The organism is Streptomyces sp. NPDC031210 (assembly GCF_055570395.1).
In genome coordinates this window covers 39,226-59,567 of record NZ_JBVIHH010000008.1, presented here as the reverse complement: position 1 = coordinate 59,567, position 20,342 = coordinate 39,226, and the positions used below count along the sequence as shown (strand labels likewise).

20 protein-coding genes are annotated in these 20,342 nt (G+C 72.4%); 12 read left to right on the top strand and 8 right to left on the bottom strand.

The features are described from left to right. Positions 1-87: 87 nt before the first annotated feature. From ACZ45Z_RS16605 to ACZ45Z_RS16575, 7 genes are all read right to left on the bottom strand, one after another. Positions 88-1,119 (bottom strand): S1C family serine protease, encoded by a 1,032-nt coding sequence (locus tag ACZ45Z_RS16605; protein WP_468362497.1) that lies wholly within the window; start codon positions 1,117-1,119, stop codon positions 88-90. Positions 1,120-1,248: 129 nt separating this feature from the next. Next, on the bottom strand, positions 1,249-2,274 hold the full coding sequence (locus ACZ45Z_RS16600) for a LacI family DNA-binding transcriptional regulator (protein WP_468362495.1): 1,026 nt from the start codon (positions 2,272-2,274) through the stop codon (positions 1,249-1,251). Between the two features lie 95 nt (positions 2,275-2,369). Continuing rightward, positions 2,370-3,203 (bottom strand): response regulator transcription factor, encoded by an 834-nt coding sequence (locus tag ACZ45Z_RS16595; protein ID WP_468362493.1) that lies wholly within the window; start codon positions 3,201-3,203, stop codon positions 2,370-2,372. Positions 3,204-3,722: 519 nt separating this feature from the next. Further along, the gene (locus ACZ45Z_RS16590) at positions 3,723-5,969 is read right to left on the bottom strand and encodes a hypothetical protein (protein ID WP_468362491.1); all 2,247 of its coding nucleotides are present in this window, start codon (positions 5,967-5,969) and stop codon (positions 3,723-3,725) included. A 44-nt stretch (positions 5,970-6,013) separates the two neighbouring features. Next, complete coding sequence (locus ACZ45Z_RS16585; RefSeq protein ID WP_468362489.1) at positions 6,014-6,706, bottom strand: DUF3800 domain-containing protein; 693 nt, start codon at positions 6,704-6,706, stop codon at positions 6,014-6,016. Between the two features lie 409 nt (positions 6,707-7,115). Further along, on the bottom strand, positions 7,116-9,017 hold the full coding sequence (locus ACZ45Z_RS16580) for an ABC transporter ATP-binding protein (protein WP_468362943.1): 1,902 nt from the start codon (positions 9,015-9,017) through the stop codon (positions 7,116-7,118). 89 nt (positions 9,018-9,106) lie between these two features. Further along, positions 9,107-10,840, bottom strand: coding sequence for an ABC transporter ATP-binding protein (locus tag ACZ45Z_RS16575; protein WP_468362487.1), 1,734 nt, complete (start codon positions 10,838-10,840; stop codon positions 9,107-9,109). A 205-nt stretch (positions 10,841-11,045) separates the two neighbouring features. On the opposite strand from ACZ45Z_RS16575, the gene ACZ45Z_RS16570 reads away from it, so the two are divergent. From ACZ45Z_RS16570 to ACZ45Z_RS16540, 7 genes are all read left to right on the top strand, one after another. Beyond that, entirely contained in the window at positions 11,046-11,291 is a 246-nt protein-coding gene (locus ACZ45Z_RS16570; RefSeq protein ID WP_468362941.1) for a MoaD/ThiS family protein, read from the top strand. A 9-nt stretch (positions 11,292-11,300) separates the two neighbouring features. Then, the gene (locus tag ACZ45Z_RS16565; protein ID WP_468362485.1) at positions 11,301-12,389 is read left to right on the top strand and encodes a hypothetical protein; all 1,089 of its coding nucleotides are present in this window, start codon (positions 11,301-11,303) and stop codon (positions 12,387-12,389) included. A gap of 190 nt (positions 12,390-12,579) precedes the next feature. After that, entirely contained in the window at positions 12,580-13,281 is a 702-nt protein-coding gene (locus tag ACZ45Z_RS16560; RefSeq protein ID WP_468362483.1) for an LmeA family phospholipid-binding protein, read from the top strand. Between the two features lie 242 nt (positions 13,282-13,523). Further along, positions 13,524-13,631, top strand: coding sequence for an Ms5788A family Cys-rich leader peptide (locus ACZ45Z_RS16555; protein ID WP_371873992.1), 108 nt, complete (start codon positions 13,524-13,526; stop codon positions 13,629-13,631). 178 nt (positions 13,632-13,809) lie between these two features. After that, positions 13,810-14,649 (top strand): sulfurtransferase, encoded by an 840-nt coding sequence (locus ACZ45Z_RS16550; protein WP_468362481.1) that lies wholly within the window; start codon positions 13,810-13,812, stop codon positions 14,647-14,649. Between the two features lie 44 nt (positions 14,650-14,693). Then, a complete protein-coding gene (locus ACZ45Z_RS16545; protein WP_006603933.1) occupies positions 14,694-14,981 on the top strand; it encodes a DUF1416 domain-containing protein in 288 nt (95 codons plus the stop codon). Between the two features lie 167 nt (positions 14,982-15,148). After that, complete coding sequence (locus ACZ45Z_RS16540; RefSeq protein WP_468362479.1) at positions 15,149-15,436, top strand: DUF3099 domain-containing protein; 288 nt, start codon at positions 15,149-15,151, stop codon at positions 15,434-15,436. A gap of 36 nt (positions 15,437-15,472) precedes the next feature. Here ACZ45Z_RS16540 and ACZ45Z_RS16535 read toward each other — a convergent pair whose 3' ends face one another. Then, entirely contained in the window at positions 15,473-15,838 is a 366-nt protein-coding gene (locus tag ACZ45Z_RS16535) for a DsrE family protein (RefSeq protein WP_468362477.1), read from the bottom strand. Between the two features lie 251 nt (positions 15,839-16,089). On the opposite strand from ACZ45Z_RS16535, the gene ACZ45Z_RS16530 reads away from it, so the two are divergent. The 5 genes from ACZ45Z_RS16530 (at position 16,090) to ACZ45Z_RS16510 (ending at position 20,341) form a co-directional block, all read left to right on the top strand. Next, on the top strand, positions 16,090-16,653 hold the full coding sequence (locus ACZ45Z_RS16530) for a heme-binding beta-barrel domain-containing protein (RefSeq protein WP_468362475.1): 564 nt from the start codon (positions 16,090-16,092) through the stop codon (positions 16,651-16,653). A gap of 272 nt (positions 16,654-16,925) precedes the next feature. Continuing rightward, positions 16,926-18,026 (top strand): FecCD family ABC transporter permease, encoded by a 1,101-nt coding sequence (locus ACZ45Z_RS16525; protein ID WP_468362473.1) that lies wholly within the window; start codon positions 16,926-16,928, stop codon positions 18,024-18,026. Then, positions 18,026-18,805 (top strand): ABC transporter ATP-binding protein, encoded by a 780-nt coding sequence (locus ACZ45Z_RS16520; protein WP_468362471.1) that lies wholly within the window; start codon positions 18,026-18,028, stop codon positions 18,803-18,805. The genes ACZ45Z_RS16525 and ACZ45Z_RS16520 overlap by 1 nt, the downstream gene beginning before the upstream one ends. Positions 18,806-18,813: 8 nt before the next feature. Beyond that, the gene (locus ACZ45Z_RS16515; protein ID WP_468362469.1) at positions 18,814-19,851 is read left to right on the top strand and encodes an ABC transporter substrate-binding protein; all 1,038 of its coding nucleotides are present in this window, start codon (positions 18,814-18,816) and stop codon (positions 19,849-19,851) included. Positions 19,852-19,903: 52 nt separating this feature from the next. After that, positions 19,904-20,341 carry a Fur family transcriptional regulator gene (locus ACZ45Z_RS16510; protein ID WP_468362467.1) on the top strand — a complete coding sequence of 146 codons (438 nt, stop codon included), beginning with the start codon at positions 19,904-19,906 and terminating at the stop codon, positions 20,339-20,341. Position 20,342 lies beyond the last annotated feature (1 nt).

The window sequence follows — 20,342 nt, the reverse complement described above, 5'->3', positions numbered from 1 at the left end:
ACCTCGGAGGGATGCGGATGTGCGGGCGGCGGCCGCCGGGTCGCGGGCCGGTCCTCAGCCTCGCACGGCGGCCGGACGGGCGCGTCCTCAGACGCCGCCGCCGCGGCCGCCGCCGCCGCGCAGATCGTCGAGGTCGGCCTTGACGGTGTTGACCGGGATGGCGAAGCCCAGCCCGACGCTGCCGGCCGTGCTGCTGGAGGCCGAACTGGGCGAGTACATCGCGGAGTTGATGCCGATGATCTGGCCCCGCAGGTTTATCAGGGCGCCGCCGGAGTTGCCGGGGTTGAGCGAGGCGTCGGTCTGGATGGCCTTGTAGGAGGTCTTCGAGGAGCCGGTGTCGCCGTTGTACTCGTTGCCGCCGAACTCGAAGGGCCATCCGCCGTCCCCGCCCGGGCCGCCTTCTCCCGGCCCCGGCCCCTGGCCGTCCTCCTTGGGGACGGTGACGTCCCGGTTGAGCGCGGAGACGATGCCGCTGGTGACGGAGCCGGTCAGGCCCTCGGGGGAGCCGATCGCGACGACCTGGTCGCCGACCGCGACGTCGTCGGAGTCGCCGAGGGCCGCGGTGGTCAGGCCCTTGGCGCCCTGGACCTTGATCAGTGCCAGGTCCTTGCCGGGGTCGGTCCCGACGACCTGTGCGGTCTTCCGGCCGCCGTCGCTGAAGGTGACGGTGACGGTGCGCGCGCCGGAGAGCACGTGGTTGTTGGTGATGATCTCGCCGTCGCCGGTGAGGACGACGCCGGAGCCGGTGGACCGGCCGCCGGCCGTCCGCGCCTCGATCTCCACGATGGCCGGGCCGACGGCCTTGGCGACGCCCGACACCCCGCTGCCGCCGGTCTTGCCCGCGTTGACCACCGGTGTGGAGACGCCGCCGGTCGCCGAGTGGGTGGCGCCGGCGATCAGGGCCGCGCTGCCGCCGCCGATGAGGCCGGAGGCGACCGCCACCGCCGCGATCAGCGCGACCGGCCGGCGCACGGTGCGCCGCGGCTCGCGCGGCCCGGGAGCCGGCGGGTTCGGAGGCGGCGGCGGAAACACCGGCCCGCCGCGGGGAACGTCCTGGCCGTATCCGAACGGCCGGTCCTCAGGCATGTCATCGCCGCTTCGGCGGTAGCTGTCGGTCATGCCTCCGACTGTGCGAGAGGTCCATGAGAAACGTCTGAGAACGCCCTGAGAGACCCGACAGAAGTGGGTATGCCCGGTATAAAGGCGGGCGGCCGGAGCGGCCTGCGCGCGGGAGGAGAGCCTCCCGGCTCAGCCTCCGCAGCCGCAGGACCGCCGGATCACCAGCCGCGAGGGGAACTGCTTCAGCCGCTCCCGGCGCGAGCCGACCACGCGCAGCCCGTCGTCCAGCACCAGATCGACCGCGGCCCGCGCCATCGCCGGCCGGTCGGAGGCGACCGTCGTCAGCGGCGGGTCGGTCAGGCCCGCTTCCTTCACGTCGTCGAAGCCCGCGACGGCCAGCTCGCCCGGCACGTCGATGCGCAGTTCCCGGGCGGCCCGCAGCACGCCGATCGCCTGGTCGTCCGTCGCGCACATGATGGCCGGCGGCCGGTCGGGGCCGGCCAGCAGCTTCAGCGCGGCCTGGTAGGCGTCGTAGCGGTTGTACGGCGCCTGGAAGTACCGGCCCTCGGGCGACTTCCCGGACTCCTGCATGGCCCGCCGCCAGCCCTCGACGTGGTCGGTGACCGGGTCGCCGGACTTCGGGGTCTCCTCCGTGCCGCCGAGGAAGGCGACGTAGGGGTGGCCGTGCTCCAGCAGGTGCCGGGTGGCCAACTGCGCGCCCCAGACGTCGTCCGTCATCACCGCGACGTCGTCGATGGCGTCCGGCCGGCGGTGCAGCAGCACCACCCGCGCGTCCCAGGCGTCGATCTCGGCGGCGGCGTGCTCACTGGGGCCCTGGCTGATCAGGATCAGTCCCGAGACCCGCATCCCGAGGAAGGCGCGCAGGTAGTGCACCTCGCGCTCGTCGAGGTAGTTGGCGTTGCCGACCAGGACCATCTTTCCGCGCTCGGCGGCGGCCTGCTCCACGGCGTGCGCCATCTCCGCGAAGAACGGCTGCCGGGTGTCCGGCACGATCAGACCTATGAGGTCGGTACGGCGGGACGCCATCGCCTGCGCGACGCGGTCCGGCCGGTAGCCGAGCTCCTTGATGGCGGCGAGCACCCGCTCGCGTGTGGCCGGGGCGACCGGCCTTGGTCCGTTGTTGATGACGTAGCTGACAACGGCGGTGGACGTACCCGCCAGCCTTGCCACATCATCCCGCGTCACCTTGGCCACGCGCGGAAGTCTACGCGGGTCGTTCACGAGGGTGTCCGGCAGTTGTACGCCGAGCGGGGAGCGCGCGCTCCCCGCCGCTCTGCCGGACGTCCCCCTCACCTCTGGCCGGACCGTCCGGACGCGGGCCGGGCACCGGGCGCCACCGGCTCCCCGCCCTGGTCACCGGAGCCGCTCCCGGCGGCCTTCGCCGCCTGCGCGGCCTTGGCGGCCTGGGCGGCGTTCTCCTTGGCCTGGGCCTCCGCCGCCGCCCGCTCGACCTTCTCGGGCGTCACGAAGCGGTAGCCGACGTTGCGGACCGTGCCGATCAGCGACTCGTGCTCGGGGCCGAGCTTCGCGCGCAGCCGCCGTACGTGCACGTCCACCGTCCGCGTACCGCCGAAGTAGTCATAGCCCCACACCTCCTGGAGGAGCTGGGCGCGGGTGAACACCCGGCCCGGGTGCTGCGCCAGGTACTTCAGCAGTTCGAATTCCTTGAAGGTCAGGTCCAGGACCCGGCCCTTGAGCTTGGCGCTGTAGGTCGCCTCGTCCACCGACAGATCGCCGTTGCGGATCTCCATCGGGCTGTCGTCGGTGGTGATCTGCTGGCGGCCCATCGCCAGCCGCAGCCGGGCCTCGACCTCGGCGGGGCCGGCGGTGTCCAGCAGGACGTCGTCGATGCCCCAGTCCGCGGTGACGGCGGTCAGGCCGCCCTCGGTGACCACCAGGACCAGCGGACAGCCCGGTCCGGTGGAGCGCAGGAGCTGGCACAGCGACCGCACCTGGGGAAGGTCTCGGCGGCCGTCGATCAGTATGACGTCGGCCCCTGGGGTGTCGATCAGGGCCGGGCCCTCGGCGGGGGCCACCCGGACGCTGTGCAGCAGCAGGCCGAGCGCCGGGAGCACCTCCGTCGACGGCTGGAGTGCGTTGGTCAGCAGCAGAAGCGAACTCACTTCCGACCACCTACCCGGTTCACGGCGTGCTTCATCGTGTGCTGCTCGCGGTCCTGCTCGCTTCGCTCGCCCATGACGTCTGGTTCCTCCTCGGTCCCGGCGACGGGGGGCACCTCCCGGCCTGGGCCGGGGGAGTCTGCGGCACTGCTTCGTACGGTCCTCTCAACCGCGCCCTATCCCGGCTGAAAGCACAAAAGGACCCGGGGGCAACGCTGCCCGGATCCTTCTTGTCCAGCAGAATAGCTCACCTGGGTTCCGGACCGGCGGCCGATTTTGCACGTTCTTGTGTTCTGTCGATCACTTCGAGTGGTCGTTGGGCCCCTTTGTTGACGGAAGACGGCGTCCGGACCGGGGCCTACGTTTCCCCAGCGTGCGGCCCTGATCACCTTGTCGATCCCGGCGCCGCGGCCGCCCCGGTGGGCGGCGCTTTACGGCCGGGGGGCGCGCGAGAGGCGCACGGGTGCGCACGCCGGTCCCCGGCCCCGGCGCGCCGCGCCCCGGCCCCCCGGCCGCCCTCGGTCAGTCCTCCACGCCGTCCTCCCCCAGGTCGTCGTCCTCCGTCGGCGGCCGGTGGTCATGGATCTCGTTCTGGACCCGGATCGCGGTCTCGCGCAGTTCGTTCCACTCGTCGACGTCGGTGAACAGCGGCGGATAGGTCCGGTTCAGCCCCAGCTCGCGCAGCCTGCCCAGCGCCCCCTCCGCGTCGGCCAGCGCCAGGGCGAGCGCGCGGCGCTGATCGGCGATCCGCAGCCCGACGGGCCGGTCGCCGGCCCCCGGGGAGCCGCCCGGCGCCGCCGTGTCGTCCTCGTCCGCGTGGGGCGCCCCCTCCTGGCCCGGCGGGGCGGTCGGCGGGGGTCCGGCGGGCGCCGGCGGCAGCGAGTCCGCGATCGTCTTGCGCGCCCGCGCCTCGTCCGAGGCGTACACGACGTCCCAGGGCAGCAGCGGCACCTCGTCCTCACCGGCCCGGCGGACCCGGTCCGGCGCCTTGAGATCCACCGCCACGTGCTGGTAGAGCGCCCCCTCCGGCCCGTCCTCGTCCGGCAGCCCGAATTCCTGCCGGGAACTGGCGTTACGGGGCAGCCGGCCCGCCTCGAACCGCTGGGCCGCGAGGGCCAGCGTCCACAGGCCCAGCGCGTTGCCCTCGCGGGCCAGGCCGGCCACGACGGCGGAGGCGTCGGCCCGGAAGGGCACCTTGCCCGGCTGGCGCTGGGTGCCGACGGCGGAACCGACGTTCCGGGTGATCAACTTGTCGGCGATCAGCGCCGTACCGCCGGCCAGGGCCAGGGTGCAGCGGGCGTCGAGATCGCCGTTCAGGGCGGGTTCGACGAGCGTGGTGAAGTCCTCGGTGGGCACCGGCACCCAGCCGTCGGACAGCACGTCGGCACAGAGCACACCGCCGTTGCTCCACGCGTTGCGCGCCTGCTTGACGGCCGACTTCTTCTGCGCCCGCCACGGCTCGTCCACCACAGGGCCCAGCAGCCCCGCATAGCCCTTGATGGTCATCCGCCGCTCGTTCTTGATCTCCTTCGCCCGGCCCCGCAGCTCCGCGAACAGCTCGGACCGGGTCAGCACGTGCAGGAGGCAGACCGCCCGCCACAGGGGAGTGCCGGGAATCCGCTCGTCCCGGAAGATGGCGGGGGTGTCCGCCGCCGGGCGCCGCCCCACCGCCAGGGAGTAGACCGCCCCCAGCTCGTCCTCCTTGCCCCACTCGCGGGCCCGCGTCTGGACGACGAGCTTGAGCGCGCGGGTGGCCACCTCCAGGTTCTGGGCCGCCGCGTCCCACGGTTTGAACTCCACGTGCACCGAGGCCAGGATCGAGCGCAGCGCGTCGTCGAACACGTCCTCGGCGGCCAGCATGCCGCTCCCGTGCGCCTGGGCGCCCACGGCGACATGCGCCGGCACGACGTACGTCTGGGCGATCTGGATGGCGCGCAGCGACGGCACCTCGCCGGCCGCCTCCTTGGCGAACTCCTCCCGCAGCAGGCCGCGGCGCAGCTCCCGGCCCAGCGCCCAGCGCTGCGTACGCGACTTCAGCGACTCGTTGGCGGGCTGCTTGCGCTCGGCGAGCAGGGTCTCCACGGCCAGCTCGGCCGCCTCCTCCTGCACCGCGCCCGGCCCCGCCAGCACCTTCCAGGCGCTGGCCAGGCGGGTGATGCCGTCCCGTGCGACCAGGGCGTGCACCGACTCCGTGCCGTCGGCGAAGTCGAAGACGACGGGGTGGACGATCAGGGCCCGGGTCACCCGCCGGGCCAGGATCGACTCCTCGTAGGAGTTCAGCTTCAAGGTGGCGTCGATGGTCTGCCAGACGTGCTTGCGCAGGTGGGCGAGGTCGCGGTAGCGGTAGCGCAGGATCGCCTGCGGGCGGCCGTCCTCGGCCAGGCCGGAGACCTGGGGATCGTCCTCGTCCAGCACTTCCTGGCCGGTACGCGGCTGGATGCCGGGGAACAGCTCCGTCAGCCACACCCGGGTGTGCACCGAGTGGAGCGTGGCCCCGTCCACGTGCTCCTCCAGCAGCAGGCTGCCGCCCGACTCCGAGGACTGGCGAAGCTGGAGCGCGACCAGCTCGGGGCTGACCGAGGCGCGGGAGACCGCGTGCCAGGCGTCCTCGGGGAGCGAGGCCAGGCCGCTGGCGGTGCCGGCCTTCACCAGCTTCAACCGGTCGTCGACGTGCGACGCGTCGGGCAGCTCCCGCGCGACGTCGGACACCACGACCTGTTCCTTGCCCCATTCCACGGTGATCGGCTGCTGGGCCGCGGACTTCGACATAACCCCTCCGTCGTGCTCGGGTGGTGGTGGACCGCTGACGGGCGTCACAGCGCGCAGGGGCCGTCGGCCCCGGGAAGCGTGGCGCCGAACCAGTCCCACATGAACTCCCGCTCCGCACGCTTGGCCACGCTCTGGTAGGCGGCGTACGCGAGCAGGTCGGCGGCCTGCAGGAAGTAGTTGATGCGGGCGGACTGGAAGAGCGGGTCGCCCTTGATCCGCCGGTCGCGCGCCGGCAGCGCCTGGTGGGCCTCGATCAGGGGGCGTTCGGTGCCGTCCCCGTCGAGGATCACCACGCCGTACTCGTCCGACGCGGCGAGTTCGGCGTTGACGCGCGCGAGCCAGGCCCGGTAGAGCGCCGGGCGGTCGCAGCCGTAGTCGTCGGTCTCCCGGTAGACGGCGGTCACCCGCGCCCCGGAGATGCCGGCGACGGCCCGCAGGCCGCGCAGGATCACCCCGCGGCAGTTGGCGAGGTGCGCGTCGCGGTCGGCCGGGCCGTAGCGGTGCACATGGCGTCCGCGGCCGGCGGCGAGATCCTGGGCGTGCAGGGAGGCGTCCAGGGGGATTTCCAGCGCCGGGTCGGCTTCGAGCTCGGCGCGGAAGCGCAGCAGATGCCGCTTGGCCGAAGCCACCTGGTCCACGGCGAGGGATAACGAGGCGAACGCCGCCGTCCTGCGGGAGTCGCCGGTGTCGTCGACATAGATGAGCCGCAGAGGCGCGGCGGAGTCCTTGGTGGCCATGACAGCCATCTCCGTACTGGGCCGCATTGAGGACCGCGCGCGAACGCCATCGTCCGCGCCCCCTCCCCCGTCCGCCGCCCGGGCAAGCCCTTCGGTCGCGGAGCGGGGCGTGGAGCGTTCCCACTCACCACGCCCACGTGCTGCGCGGCGGCCGGACCGGATACTGGCTCTGCGGCGGATCAGACCTCATGGGAGGCGCACACTCACCCCAAGCAGCAGCCTCGCCCGTCAACGTCCCGACGGGCGGCGGCTTCCAGGATCATTCCCGGACCCCTGCGTCACAGTGCCGACTCGCGTCACGTGTCCCGCACACCATAGCGGCGCCCCCGTACGACCTACACACAAATTGCCATATTCGAAAGGGAGTTGGGTTTACGCGCAGGTCACGGGCGCTCATGCCGGTCGCATCTCACTCCGTTTCGGCCACCGCCCGCGCGAACTGGGCGGCATACAGGCGGGCGTAGGCCCCGCCGGCGGCCAGCAGGGTGTCGTGCGTGCCCTGTTCGACGATCGCGCCGGACTCCATCACCAGGATCACGTCGGCGTCGCGGATCGTGGAGAGGCGGTGGGCGATGACGAAACTGGTGCGGCCGGTGCGCAGTTGGGCCATGGCGTGCTGGATCAGCACCTCGGTGCGGGTGTCGACCGAGCTGGTCGCCTCGTCCAGGACGAGGATGGCGGGCTCGGCGAGGAAGGCCCGGGCGATGGTGATGAGCTGCTTCTCACCGACGGAGACGTTGCCGCCCTCCTCGTCGATGACGCTGTCGTAGCCGTCGGGCAGGGTCCGCACGAAGCGGTCGACGTGGGTGGCCCTGGCGGCCTCGATCACCTTCTCGCGCGAGGTGCCCTCGGGCGCTCCGTAGGCGATGTTCTCGGCGATGGTGCCGCCGAAGAGCCAGGTGTCCTGGAGCACCATGCCGATGTGGGAGCGCAGTTCCTCCCGCGGCATCCGGGCGATGTCCACCCCGTCGAGGGTGATCCGGCCGCCGCGCACCTCGTAGAACCGCATGAGGAGGTTGACCAGGGTGGTCTTGCCGGCACCGGTCGGGCCGACGATGGCGACGGTCTGGCCGGGGCGGACGCTCAGCGAGAGGTCCTCGATGAGCGGCTTGTCCTCGTCGTAGCGGAAGGAGACGTGCTCGAAGGCGACGCGGCCGGTGACCCGCTCCGGACGCCCGGCCGGCTCCGTGTCGGGCTCCTGCTCGTCGGCGTCGAGCAGCTCGAAGACCCGCTCGGCGGAGGCGACACCGGACTGGACGAGGTTGGCCATCGAGGCGACCTGCGTGAGGGGCTGGCTGAACTGCCGGGAGTACTGGATGAAGGCCTGGACGTCACCGATGGACAGGGCGCCGGAGGCGACCCGCAGACCGCCGACGACCGCGACCAGGACGTAGTTGAGGTTGCCGATGAACATCATCGCGGGCTGGATGACGCCGGAGATGAACTGCGCCTTGAACCCGGCGGCGTACAGGGCGTCGTTCTGCTCGCGGAACAGCTCGGCGGACTCCCGCTGGCGGCCGAAGACCTTCACCAGGGAGTGGCCGGTGTACATCTCCTCGACGTGCGCGTTGAGCTTGCCGGTGGTCTTCCACTGCTGGACGAACTGCGGCTGCGCGCGCTTGCCGATCTTGGTGGCGACCAGGACCGACACCGGGACGGTGACGAGGGCGACCAGCGCCAGCAACGGCGAGATCCAGAACATCATGACCAGGACGCCGACGATGGTCAGCACCGACGCGACGATCTGGCTGAGGGTCTGCTGGAGCGTCTGCTGGATGTTGTCGATGTCGTTGGTGGCCCGGGAGAGCACCTCGCCGCGCTGCTGCTTGTCGAAATAGCTCAGCGGCAGCCGGGCCAGCTTCTCCTCGACCCGCTCGCGCATCCGGAAGACGGTGTTCTGCACGACGCGGGTGGCGATCCTGGCCTGGACGAAGCCGAAGAGCGAGGCGCCGGCGTAGATCAGCGCCGCCCACAGCAGGACGACGCCGACCGCGCCGAAGTCGATACCGCGGCCGGGCACGACCGGCAGCGTGGCGAGCATGTCGGCCAGGCCGCCCTGGCCGTGCGCGCGCAGCCGCTCGGCGGCCTCGGCCCGGCTGATGCCCTCCGGCAGCCGGCGGCCGACGATGCCGGCCATGATCAGGTCCGTGGCGTGGCCGAGGACCTTGGGGCCCACCACCGACAGGGCCACGGACAGGACGCCCAGCGTCAGCGCGAAGGAGATCACGCCGCGCTCGGGCCGCATCCAGCCCAGCAGCCGCTTGCCCGATCCCGTGAAGTCCATCGACTTCTCGGTGGGCTGGCCGCCCATCATCCGGCCCGGTCCGAGCGCCGGCGCGGGCCCGCGCGCGGGCGCCCTCGGCGTCTGCGGCGGGGCGCCCGCCGCCTTGTCCGCGGTGGTCACGCCGCCTCCTGCTCGGTCAACTGGGAGAGCACGATCTCCCGGTAGGTGTCGTTGCCGGCCATCAGCTCGGCGTGGGTGCCGGTGCCGACGACGCGTCCCTCGTCCAGGACGACGATGCGGTCGGCGCCGCGGATGGTGGCCACGCGCTGCGCGACGATCACCACCGTCGCCCGGTCGGTCTCCCGGGACAGGGCCGCGCGCAGCGCGGCGTCCGTGGCGTAGTCCAGCGCGGAGAAGGAGTCGTCGAAGAGGTAGATCTCGGGCCGGCGCACCAGCGCCCGCGCGATGGCCAGCCGCTGCCGCTGGCCCCCGGAGACATTGGCGCCGCCCTGCGCGACGGGGGCGTCCAGGCCACCCTCCATCCGCTCGACGAACTCCCGCGCCTGCGCGATCTCCAGGGCGTGCCACAGCTCGTCGTCGGTGGCGTCCGGATTGCCGTAGCGCAGGTTCGTCGCGACGGTCCCGGAGAAGAGATACGGCTTCTGCGGGACCAGGCCGATGGCGTCGGCCAGCGTCTCCTGGTCCAGGGTGCGCACGTCCTCGCCGTCCACCAGGACCGTGCCGCCGGTGGCGTCCAGCAGCCGCGGTACGAGCCCGAGGAGGGTCGACTTGCCGCTGCCGGTCGAGCCGATGACGGCGGTGGTCTCACCGGGGCGGGCCACCAGCGAGACGTCCTTGAGGACCGGCTGCTCGGCTCCCGGGAAGCGGAACTCCACGCCCCGCAGCTCCAGTTCGCCGTGGCGGCGCAGTTCGGTGACGGGGTGCTCGGGCGGCAGGACGCTGGTGTCGGTGGCCAGCACCTCCTGGACGCGCTCGGCGCAGACCTCGGCCCGCGGCAGCATCATGACCATGAACGTCGCCATCATGATCGACATCAGGATGTACATGAGGTAGCTGAGGAAGGCCGTCAGCGCGCCGATCCGCATGTCGCCGCTGTCGATGCGCAGCCCGGCGAACCAGACGACGGCGACGCCGGAGAGGTTCATGACCAGCATGACCAGCGGGAACATCATCGACATCAGCCGGCCGGCGCGCATCGACACGTCGTACAGGTCGGTGTTGACCGCGCCGAACCGCTCGCGTTCGTGCCGGTCGCGGACGAAGGCGCGGATGACGCGGATGCCGGTGATCTGCTCGCGCAGGATGCGGTTGACGGTGTCGATGCGCTCCTGCACCCCGCGGAAGAGCGGACGCATCCGGCGCACGATCAGCGAGACGAGAATCCCCAGGACCGGGACGATGACGAGCAGCAGGGCCGACAGCGGGACGTCCTGGTTGAGCGCCATGACGACACCGCCGACGCACATGATCGGCGCCGAGACCATCATCGTGAACGTCATCAGCACCAGCATCTGGACCTGCTGGACGTCGTTGGTGGTCCGGGTGATCAGTGAGGGCGCGCCGAAGGAGGCCATCTCCCGCGCGGAGAAGGACTGCACCCGGTCGAACACCGCCGCGCGGATGTCGCGGCCGAGCGCCATGGCCGTACGGGCGCCGAGGTAGACCGCGCCGAGGGCGCAGACGATCTGGAGCAGTGTGACGGCGATCATGAAGCCGCCCAGGCGGAGGATGTAGCCCGCGTCCCCCTTCACGACACCGTTGTCAATGATGTCGGCGTTGAGGGTGGGCAGGTAGAGGGTGGCCAGGGTCTGGATGAGCTGGAGCAGCACGATCAGGGATATCGAGCGCCTATGGGGCCGCAAATGCGCCCGCGCGAGTCGGACCAACACCCATCGAGCCTATGCGAACACTTGCCTTCGGCAATCGAATTTCCGCGGGGCCGCCGGGCGGGCACGCGCGCCTTTGCCAGATCTTGCCCGGGACCGCGCCGGCCCGCGCGTACGCCATCATGGAGGCGGCAACGCCGGGGCAGCCGCCCGGACGGACACCCACGACCGAGACGATGAAGAGGCCGCCGTGACAACAACTGGCACCGTGCGCTACTGGGCCGCGGCCAAGGCCGCCGCCGGTACGGCAGAGGAGCCGTACGCGGCGGCGACGCTCGCCGAGGCGCTCGACGCGGCGCGCGCGGCACACGCCGAGAACCCCGAGTTCGCGCGCGTTTTGATGCGCTGTTCCTTCCTGGTGGACGGCGATCCGGTCGGCACCCGCGACCACGCGGCCGTGCGCCTGGCCCAGGGCGGCACCGTCGAGGTCCTCCCGCCGTTCGCGGGAGGGTGAGGACAGACCATGAGCGACCACCAGCCGCAGGGCCGACACGCCCGCGAGCCGTACGAGCCGCACCAGCCGCACCAGCAGTACCAGCAGGGCGAGGCGTACCCGGCCGCCGAGCCGTACCCGCCGCGTGAGGGCTACGCCCCGCAGCCTCCGTACGCCCGCCACCCCGACCCCTACGCGCAGCAGTGGCAGGGCGGCCAGGGCCACGGCCGGCACGCCGCGATGCCGCCGGAGGAGACCCGCGCCCCCCGGTACCCGCAGCAGGCGCGCGCCGAGGCGGGCGGACCGCCCCCCGCCCGCGCGACCGTCACCGCCGCCGCCCCCGCGCCGGCCTCCACCGCGCACCTGGCGCCCAATCAGCGCGCCCGCGCCGAGGGCCGCTCGCCGATCATCCCGCCGGGGATGAAGCCGGCCGTACTGACCGCCGGGCTCGCCCTGCTGCTCGCGGTGACCGCGCCGCTGGGCCGCCCGGTGCTGGCCGTGCCGGTGGCGCTGCTCCAGGCCGTCACGGCGGCCGGCTGGTTCCGGCTGAACGGCATGTGGCCCGCCCGCCAGGGCATCGCGCTGGCGTTCCTGGCCGGTCTGGCCACCGACGCCGCCCTGCTGGCCACCGACCGCGAGGACGCGCCCGTCGTGGCCGTCGGCACGCTCGGTGTGTGGTGCCTTTTCGTCCTCGTGCTCCAGATGCGCAACCGCGGCAGCGCCGACGAGCGGATGTACGCGCTGACCGCGGGCCTGACCTCCACCGCGCTCGCGGTGCTCGCCTCGGGCCAGCTCTCCGCCGCCCCCGAGGCGGTGGTGGTCGGCGCGGCCGGCGCGGGCGTGGCGACGCTCGCCCGCGCCCTGCCGCTGCCCTCGCTCGCGTCCGTGGCCGTCTCCCTGCTGGCCGCGGCCGGCGCCGGGATCGCGGCGGGCGGTCTGGCCGGCCTCGGCCCGTCCGGCGCGCTGCTGGGCCTGGCGGCCGGCGGCTGCGCCCTGATCGGCCTGCGCGTGGCCAGCTACGACTACCCCTCCCGCTTCGTCCACATGACCGCGGGCGTGGCCCTGCCCCTGGCTCTGGCCGCCCCCGCCGTGTACGTCCTGGGCCGCGCGCTGACCTGACCCGGACCGCCCGCACCCGTCCCCCACGGCCGAGCCGGCCGCCGGAGGCCACCCGTCGGTGCCTTCCGGCGGCCGGCTCGCGCGCGAGGGGGACCGGGTCGTCTAGGCTCCCCCGTGCGCAGGCGGGGGCTGGGGCCTGCGGGACGGAAAACGGCCGGGCGTCCGGCCCTGGCGTGGGGGAAGTGGTTCGATGCGCGCACTACGGATACTGCTGTTCATCGTCGTCATACTCGGGGCGCTGTTCGTCGCCGGTGACCGGGTCGCGGTGAATCTGGCCGAGGACAAGGCGGCGGACAAGATCCGCGCCGCCCAGGGGCTCGACCGGACCCCGGAGGTCTCCATCAAGGGCTTCCCGTTCCTGACGCAGGTGGCCGGCCGCTCGCTGGAGGAAGTGGACGCCGAGCTCGGCGGGCTCCAGGCCAGCGCCGACGGGCGGACGCTGCGCATCGACCGGCTCAGCGCGCGGTTCTACGGCGTGGGCCTGACCAGCGACTACAGCTCCATCGAGAGCGCCGACTCGGCGACCGGCAAGGCCAAGATCACCTACGCGGACCTGACCAAGGCCGCGGGCGGCGGCGTGAAGATCGACTACGCCGGGCAGAAGAACGGCCGCAGCCAGGTCAGGATCTCGCCGAACATGCCGCTGCTGAGCTCCCTTGAGGTGACCGGCTCCATCACCACCGTCGGCGGCGACACCGTCCGACTGCGCGCCGACTCCATCCCGGGCATGTGCCGGGTCCTGCCGGGGTGCGAGTCGAAGGTCCGCGCGCAGACCGACCACGACTGGAAGCTGGACCAACTGCCCGGCAACCTCGACCTGGAGAAGGTGACGACGATGCGCGACGGCATCTCGATCACCGCCTCGGGCAAGAACGTCAAGCTCCCCGGCTGAGCCGCCACTCCCGCCGCGTTCCCCCGGACGAGCCCCACCTCGTCCGCCTCATCCGCCTCACCCGCCTCGTCCAGTCGCTGAGACGGGGAAGTCCGTACGCCAGACCCCCCACGGGCGTACGGGCGCCCCGCCCGCGCGTCCGGCCCCGCCGCACCACTCGACATCCCACATCGCGGACAAACGCGTCTCGCCATTTGACACGCCGGTGACACGCCCCGCCGTCCGTCCCTACGATCGGTGCCATGCAGAGCTCATTGAGCGGTCTCCGTCCACGGGGACAGGCGGTCCTGACGAAGCGGCGGGCAGTTGACCTGTGCCGCGTCGCCGCCATGCTCTGTCGCCCTGTCTGACGGGCCCCTATCTCTCCCCGTCTTCCGCCGGCCCGGCCCCCTCGGGCCGTTCCCTGACGCACCCCGCGCGGCGCCGCGCGAACGCGGCCTCCCCGGACCTCCCTCCGGAAGGCCCCCCGCGCACACCGGCGTATCCGCGTGCACATCCGCCCCCGCATCTGCCCCGGAGGAGAACAACATGAGCCGCAGTGACGTCCTGGTGGACGCCGACTGGGTCGAGGCCCACATCGACGACCCCAAGGTGGTCATCGTCGAGGTCGACGAGGACACCTCGGCCTACGAGAAGAACCACATCAAGAACGCCGTCCGCATCGACTGGAAGTCCGACCTCCAGGACCCGGTGCGCCGCGACTTCGTCGACCAGGCGGGCTTCGAGAAGCTTCTCTCGGAGAAGGGCATCGCCAACGACGACACCGTCATCCTCTACGGCGGCAACAACAACTGGTTCGCGTCCTACGCCTACTGGTACTTCAAGCTCTACGGCCACGACAGCGTCAAGCTGCTCGACGGCGGCCGCAAGAAGTGGGAGCTGGACTCCCGCGACCTGGTCGCCGAGGTGCCCCAGCGCGCCAAGACCGACTACAAGGCCAAGGCGCAGGACACCTCCATCCGCGCCTTCCGCGACGACGTCGTCGCCGCCATCGGTGCCAAGAACCTCGTCGACGTCCGCTCCCCCGACGAGTTCAGCGGCAAGCTGCTCGCGCCGGCGCACCTCCCGCAGGAGCAGTCGCAGCGCCCCGGCCACGTGCCCAGCGCGCGCAACATCCCCTGGTCGAAGAACGCCAACGACGACGGCACCTTCAAGTCGGACGACGAGCTCAAGGCCCTCTACGAGGACGAGTCCGTCGACCTGGCGAAGGACACCATCGCCTACTGCCGCATCGGCGAGCGTTCCGCGCTCACCTGGTTCGTGCTGCACGAGCTGCTCGGCCAGACCAACGTCAAGAACTACGACGGCTCCTGGACCGAGTACGGCTCGCTGGTCGGCGTGCCGATCGAGCTCGGCGCCAACAAGTAACCGGTAAGCGAAGCTTTCCCCCGAACCCCTCAAGGACGTATCCCATGTGTGGAGCACAGGCAGGCGGCCCCGACGCCTCGACCATCAAGCCCGGTGAGACCACGATCCAGGGCAGCGTGACCCGCGACGGCGAGCCCGTCACCGGTTACGTCCGCCTCCTGGACTCGACCGGCGAGTTCACCGCCGAGGTCCCCACCTCGGCGACCGGGCAGTTCCGCTTCTACGCGGCCGAGGGCACCTGGACGCTGCGCGCGCTCGTCCCCGGCGGCACCGCGGACCGCACCGTCGTCGCCCAGAAGGGCGGGCTGGCGGAGGTCGCCATCGCCGTCTGACACCACGCACGGACAGGCCCTCCCGGCTTCGGCCGGGAGGAGCCGCCTCCCGTGACCCGTACGGCCGGAGGGCCGCACCCCAGGGGTTTGGACGCCTGACCGGGGAGCGGCCCTCCGCGCTGCCGTCCGGACTTCTCCACGGGCCCGCCCGGATCTACCGTTGAGGTATGTACGCGCACCGCCGGCTGTCGCCCGCACAGCGCCGCCACCGCAGGTACTTCCTGCTGATGGGCGTGTGCCTGGTGCTGTTCGTGCTGGCCTGGAGCGTGGTCCGGCTGTGGTCGGTGCCCGCCGCGGTCGGGATGTGCGTGGTGGCCATGGTCATCCCGCCCGTCGCCGCGATCATCGGCAACCGCCGGGAGCCCGGCGAGCGCTGGTGGGACGAGTCCGGCGACCCGGAGTCCGACCGCTGGTGGCGCGAGCTGGACGACAGCGACGACAGCCACCCCCAGTAACCCGCGCCGCACGCCGCCGCGCGCCGCGGCCCCCGGTCAGTAGACCAGCGCCTGCACGCCCTCCGGCATGATCTCGCTGACGAAGACCTGGGCCCCGGCGATCGCCGCACCCTCGATCAGGTCCTTCTCCTCGATGTCCCGCCGGGCCGCGCACTGCGTGCAGACCGTGATCGCGCCGCCGCCCGCCACGATCCCGTCGATCAGCTCGGGCAGGGGCGCCGCGTGCGGCAGCTCGAACTCGGCGGCCCGCCCTGGCAGCGCGAACCACACCGACTCCCCGGTCAGCCACAGCGACACCTCGACACCGCTGGCCACCGCCACCGCCGCCACCGTGAACGCCTGCGAGCACCGCTCGGGCGCGTCCGCGCCCGCCGTCACCTTGATCACGAGCTTCTTCGCCATGAGACCAAGCGTAGGCGGCGGACCTCACAGCGCCGCCCCCGGCGCCGCCGACTAGACTCGCTTCCGGTCCGTAACACCTCACTCCGTCCAAGGAGCGCGCTCGTGCTTGAGGCATTCTTCACCACCCTGCTCGTCCTGGTCGCCGTCGGCGTGCTCGGCTTCGCCGCCCTGACCTGGAAGAAGCTCTACCAGGGCCAGCGCTGAGGTACCCCACCACCCCTCCGACCTCCCCCTACAGATCGCCTGAGCTCATGATCGAGATCCCGTCCGACCTGAACCCGGCCCTGGTGCCGCTCGCCTTCCTCCTGGGCAACTGGGAGGGCGCCGGCGTCGCGGACTTCCCCGGCGCCGAGAAGTGCAACTTCGGGCAGGAGGTCACCTTCACCCACGACGGCCGTGACTTCCTCGAATACACCTCGCACACCTGGGTGCTCGACAGCGAGGGCAAGAAGGTCCGCCCGCTGGAGACCGAGAGCGGCTACTGGCGCATCGACGCCGACCGCAAGGTCGAGATCGTGATGATCCGCGACCAGGGCGTGGTGGAGGTCTGGTACGGCGAGCTGGCCGACAAGAAGCCGCAGATCGACCTGGCCACCGACGCCATCGCGCGCACCGGTGCCTCCGGCCCGTACAGCGGCGGCAAGCGGCTCTACGGCTACGTCAACAGCGACCTGATGTGGGTCGGTGAGAAGGCCACCCCCGAGGTGCCGCTGCGCCCCTACATGTCCGCGCACCTGAAGAAGGTCGTCGACCCGCGCGAGTGGGCCAAGGACCTCAAGGACCTGCCGGACGACGGCATCGCCTTCTTCCGGTGAGCCGCGTGACCCGGTAGGCCGGTGAGCCACCGGCCTACCGGCAGGCACCCGCACACCCGCACCACAACGCCCCGCGGGGGAAGTCCGGTGAGATCCCGGCGCTGACCCGCAACGGTAGAGCGGAACGTCGTTCCGCGAGCCCGATCGCCCGCGGCGGCGCCCGATCCCGACAACTCGCCGTGGACTGCGAGGGGACGCCTCCGCCGCCTCCGCGCCGGGCCGTGTCTCCCCCTCCGCCGGGACCACGGCCCGAGCCGAAGGCGGACCCGCCCGTGGCGAGCACCACCGACGCCGCACCTCCCGTCCACGTGCCGCCCGACGGCCCCGCGCCGCCGCGCCGGCTGCCCGTGACGCCCCTGGTGGCCGTCCTGACGGCCGTGCTGCTCGCTTCCGTGCTCGGCGGCGTGGCCCTCGGCGCGTCCGGTCTGACGCCCGCACAGGCGGCCCGCTACCTCCTCGCCGGGCTGACCGGCGGGACGATCTCCGCCGACGAGGTCCCCGCCTACACCATCGTGTGGGAACTGCGCTTCCCGCGCGCGGTCCTGGCCGCCGTCGTCGGCGCGGGCCTGGCCGCCATCGGCGTCGCCGTCCAGGCCCTGGTGCGCAACGCGCTCGCCGACCCCTTCGTCCTCGGCATCTCCTCCGGTGCCGCCGTCGGCGCCAACGCGGTCCTGCTGTTCGGGGCGCTCGGCGCCCTCGGCGTCTGGGCCCTGTCGGTGTCCGCGTTCGTCTCCGCGCTGCTGGCGATGGTCCTGGTCTACGCGGCCGCCCGTACGCCCCACGGGCTGACCCCGCTGCGGCTGGTGCTCACCGGCACCGCCATGTACTACGGCTTCTCCGCCGTCACCACGCTGATGGTGTTCACCGCCGACCGCGGTGAGGCCGCCCGCTCGGCGATGATGTGGCTGCTGGGCAGCCTGAGCGGCGCCGGCTGGGGCTCGGTACCGATCGCCGCCGTCGCGGTGGCCGCGGCGCTCGTCCACCTGCTGCTCGCCGCGGGCCGGCTCAACGCGCTGGCCATGGGCGACGAGACCGCCGCCGCGCTGGGCGTGGACGCGGGCCGACTGCGCCGCGAACTGTTCGTCGTGGCCGCGGCCGTCACCGGCGCCGTCGTCGCGGTCAGCGGCGCGATCGGCTTCGTCGGGCTGATGGTGCCGCACGCGACGCGGATGCTGGTCGGCGCCGACCACCGCCGGGTGCTGGCCGTCGCTCCGCTGCTGGGCGCGGTGCTGCTGGTGTGGGTGGATCTGCTCTCGCGGGTGCTGCTGGCACCCGTCGAACTGCCGGTCGGCGTCATCACCGCCGTCATCGGCGTGCCCTGCTTCGTCCTCCTGATGCGGCGGCGCGGCTACAGCTTCTCCGGGGGTGCCTGATGCGGCTGGACATCGAGGACCTGTCCGTCGAGGTGGCCGGGCGCCGGCTGGTCCACGACATCGCGCTGCGGGCCGGCAGCGGACGGCTGGTCGGCCTGGTCGGGCCCAACGGCAGCGGCAAGTCGACCCTGCTGCGCTGCGTCTACCGGGCACTGCGGCCGACCACCGGAACGGTCCGCCTGGACGGCGCGGATCTGCACGCCATGGACGCCCGCGAGGGGGCCCGGCTGCTGGCGGCGCTGCCCCAGGAGGCCGCCACCGACTTCGACTTCAGCGTCGGCGAGGTCGTCGCGATGGGGCGGCTGCCACGTCAGCGCGGCTCCGGACGGGCGAGCGCGGCGGACACCGAGATCTGCGCGCGGGCGCTCGCCCGGGTCGGCGCGGGCCATCTGGCCGGCCGCGGCTTCGCGAGCCTGTCCGGCGGCGAGAAGCAGCGGGTCCTGATCGCCCGCGCGCTCGCCCAGGAACCGGCCGTGCTGGTGCTCGACGAGCCCACCAACCACCTCGACATCGCACAGCAGTTGGAGGTGCTGGCGCTGGTGCGGAACAGCCGCCTGACGGTGCTGGCCGCGCTGCACGACCTGAACCTGGCCGCCGTGCACTGCGACGAGCTGTACGTCATCGACGCCGGCCGCATCGTCGCCTCCGGCCCGCCGCACGACGTGCTGACCCCCGCCCTGCTCGCCGACGTCTTCGGCGTCCGCGCCCACCGCGTACGGCACCCCCGATCGGGCGCCGTACAGCTCCTGTTCGACCGTCTCGCCCCGCCCGCCCCGTGAGGACCCCCATGCGCCCGCGCCGCCCCGCCGTCCTGTTCACCGTCCTCGCCCTGGCCCTCGCCGCCGCCGTCACCGGCTGCGGCGCCGAGATCGCCCCCGGAAACGACAAGGGGGCGACCGCCGGGAAGGGCGCGGGCCGCTACCCGGTCACCGTCGAGAACTGCGGTGTGCGCAAGACCTTCCGGGCGGCCCCGCGCCGCGTGGTCACCAACGACGTCGGGATCGCCGACATCATGTTCGCGCTGGGCCTCGAAGACCGCATGGCCGGCTACGTCATGCCCGCCTACCGGGGCAGGATCGAGGCCGTCGCCTGGAAGGACGCCTACGACAAGGTCCCCTGGCTGAGCAAGAAGGCGCTCACCAAGGAGATCGCGCTCCAGGCCAGGGCCGACCTGGTCTTCGCGGGCTGGAACTACGGCTTCGGCGAGGACACCCACCTCACCCCCGCCTCCCTCAAGGAGCTGGGCATCGGCAGTTACGTCCTCACCGAGTCCTGCCGCAACGGCGCCTCCGGCGGCGCGCGCGGGGTGATGCCGCCCCTGGAGGCGCTCTACACCGACCTGGAGAACCTGGGCAGGATCTTCGGCGTCGAGGACCGTGCCGCCGCGCTGGTGAAGACCTACCGGCGGCAGATCGCCGATGTCCGCGCGCGGCTGCCCGAGGACGGCCACCGGCCCTCGGTGTTCCTCTACGACGGCGGCCAGGACAAGCCGCTGACCTCGGGCCGCTACGCCGGGCCGCACGACATCATCACCAAGGCCGGCGGCGACCACGTCATGAAGGACCTCAAGGACTCCTGGACGACGGTCGGCTGGGAGAGCGTCGTCGCCCGCGACCCCGACGTCATCGTCATCAACGACTACGGCACCCCCACCGCCGCGCAGAAGAAGGCGTTCTTGAAGTCCTTCGCGCCGCTCGCCGGCGTCTCGGCCGTCAAAAACGACCGGATCTACGTCCTGGACTACGCCGACCTCGTCGAAAGCCCCCGCAACCCCGCCGCCGTCACCCGCCTTGCCCGCTATCTGCGCGGCGTCCGGACCGGCTGACGACCGACCCCGGGGAATACGCGCCCGCCGCCCGCCCTCCTACACTGGCGTTGTGGTGACCACCGACTGGCAGAGCGACCTCCGCAGGCGCGGCTACCGCCTGACCCCGCAGCGCCAGCTCGTCCTGGAGGCTGTGGACAGGCTGGAACACGCCACCCCCGACGACATCCTCACCGAGGTGCGCAAGACGGCGGGCGGCGTGAACATCTCCACGGTCTACCGCACCCTGGAGCTGCTGGAGGAGCTGGGCCTGGTCAGCCACGCCCACCTCGGCCACGGCGCCCCCACCTACCACCTCGCCGACCGCCACCACCACATCCACCTGGTGTGCCGGGACTGCACGGAGGTCATCGAGGCGGATCTGTCGGTGGCCGCGCCGTTCACCGCGACGCTGCGCGAGACGTTCGGCTTCGAGACGGACATGAAGCACTTCGCCATCTTCGGCCGCTGCGCGCGGTGCACGGCGAAGGCCGCCGCCGACGGCGCCTAGG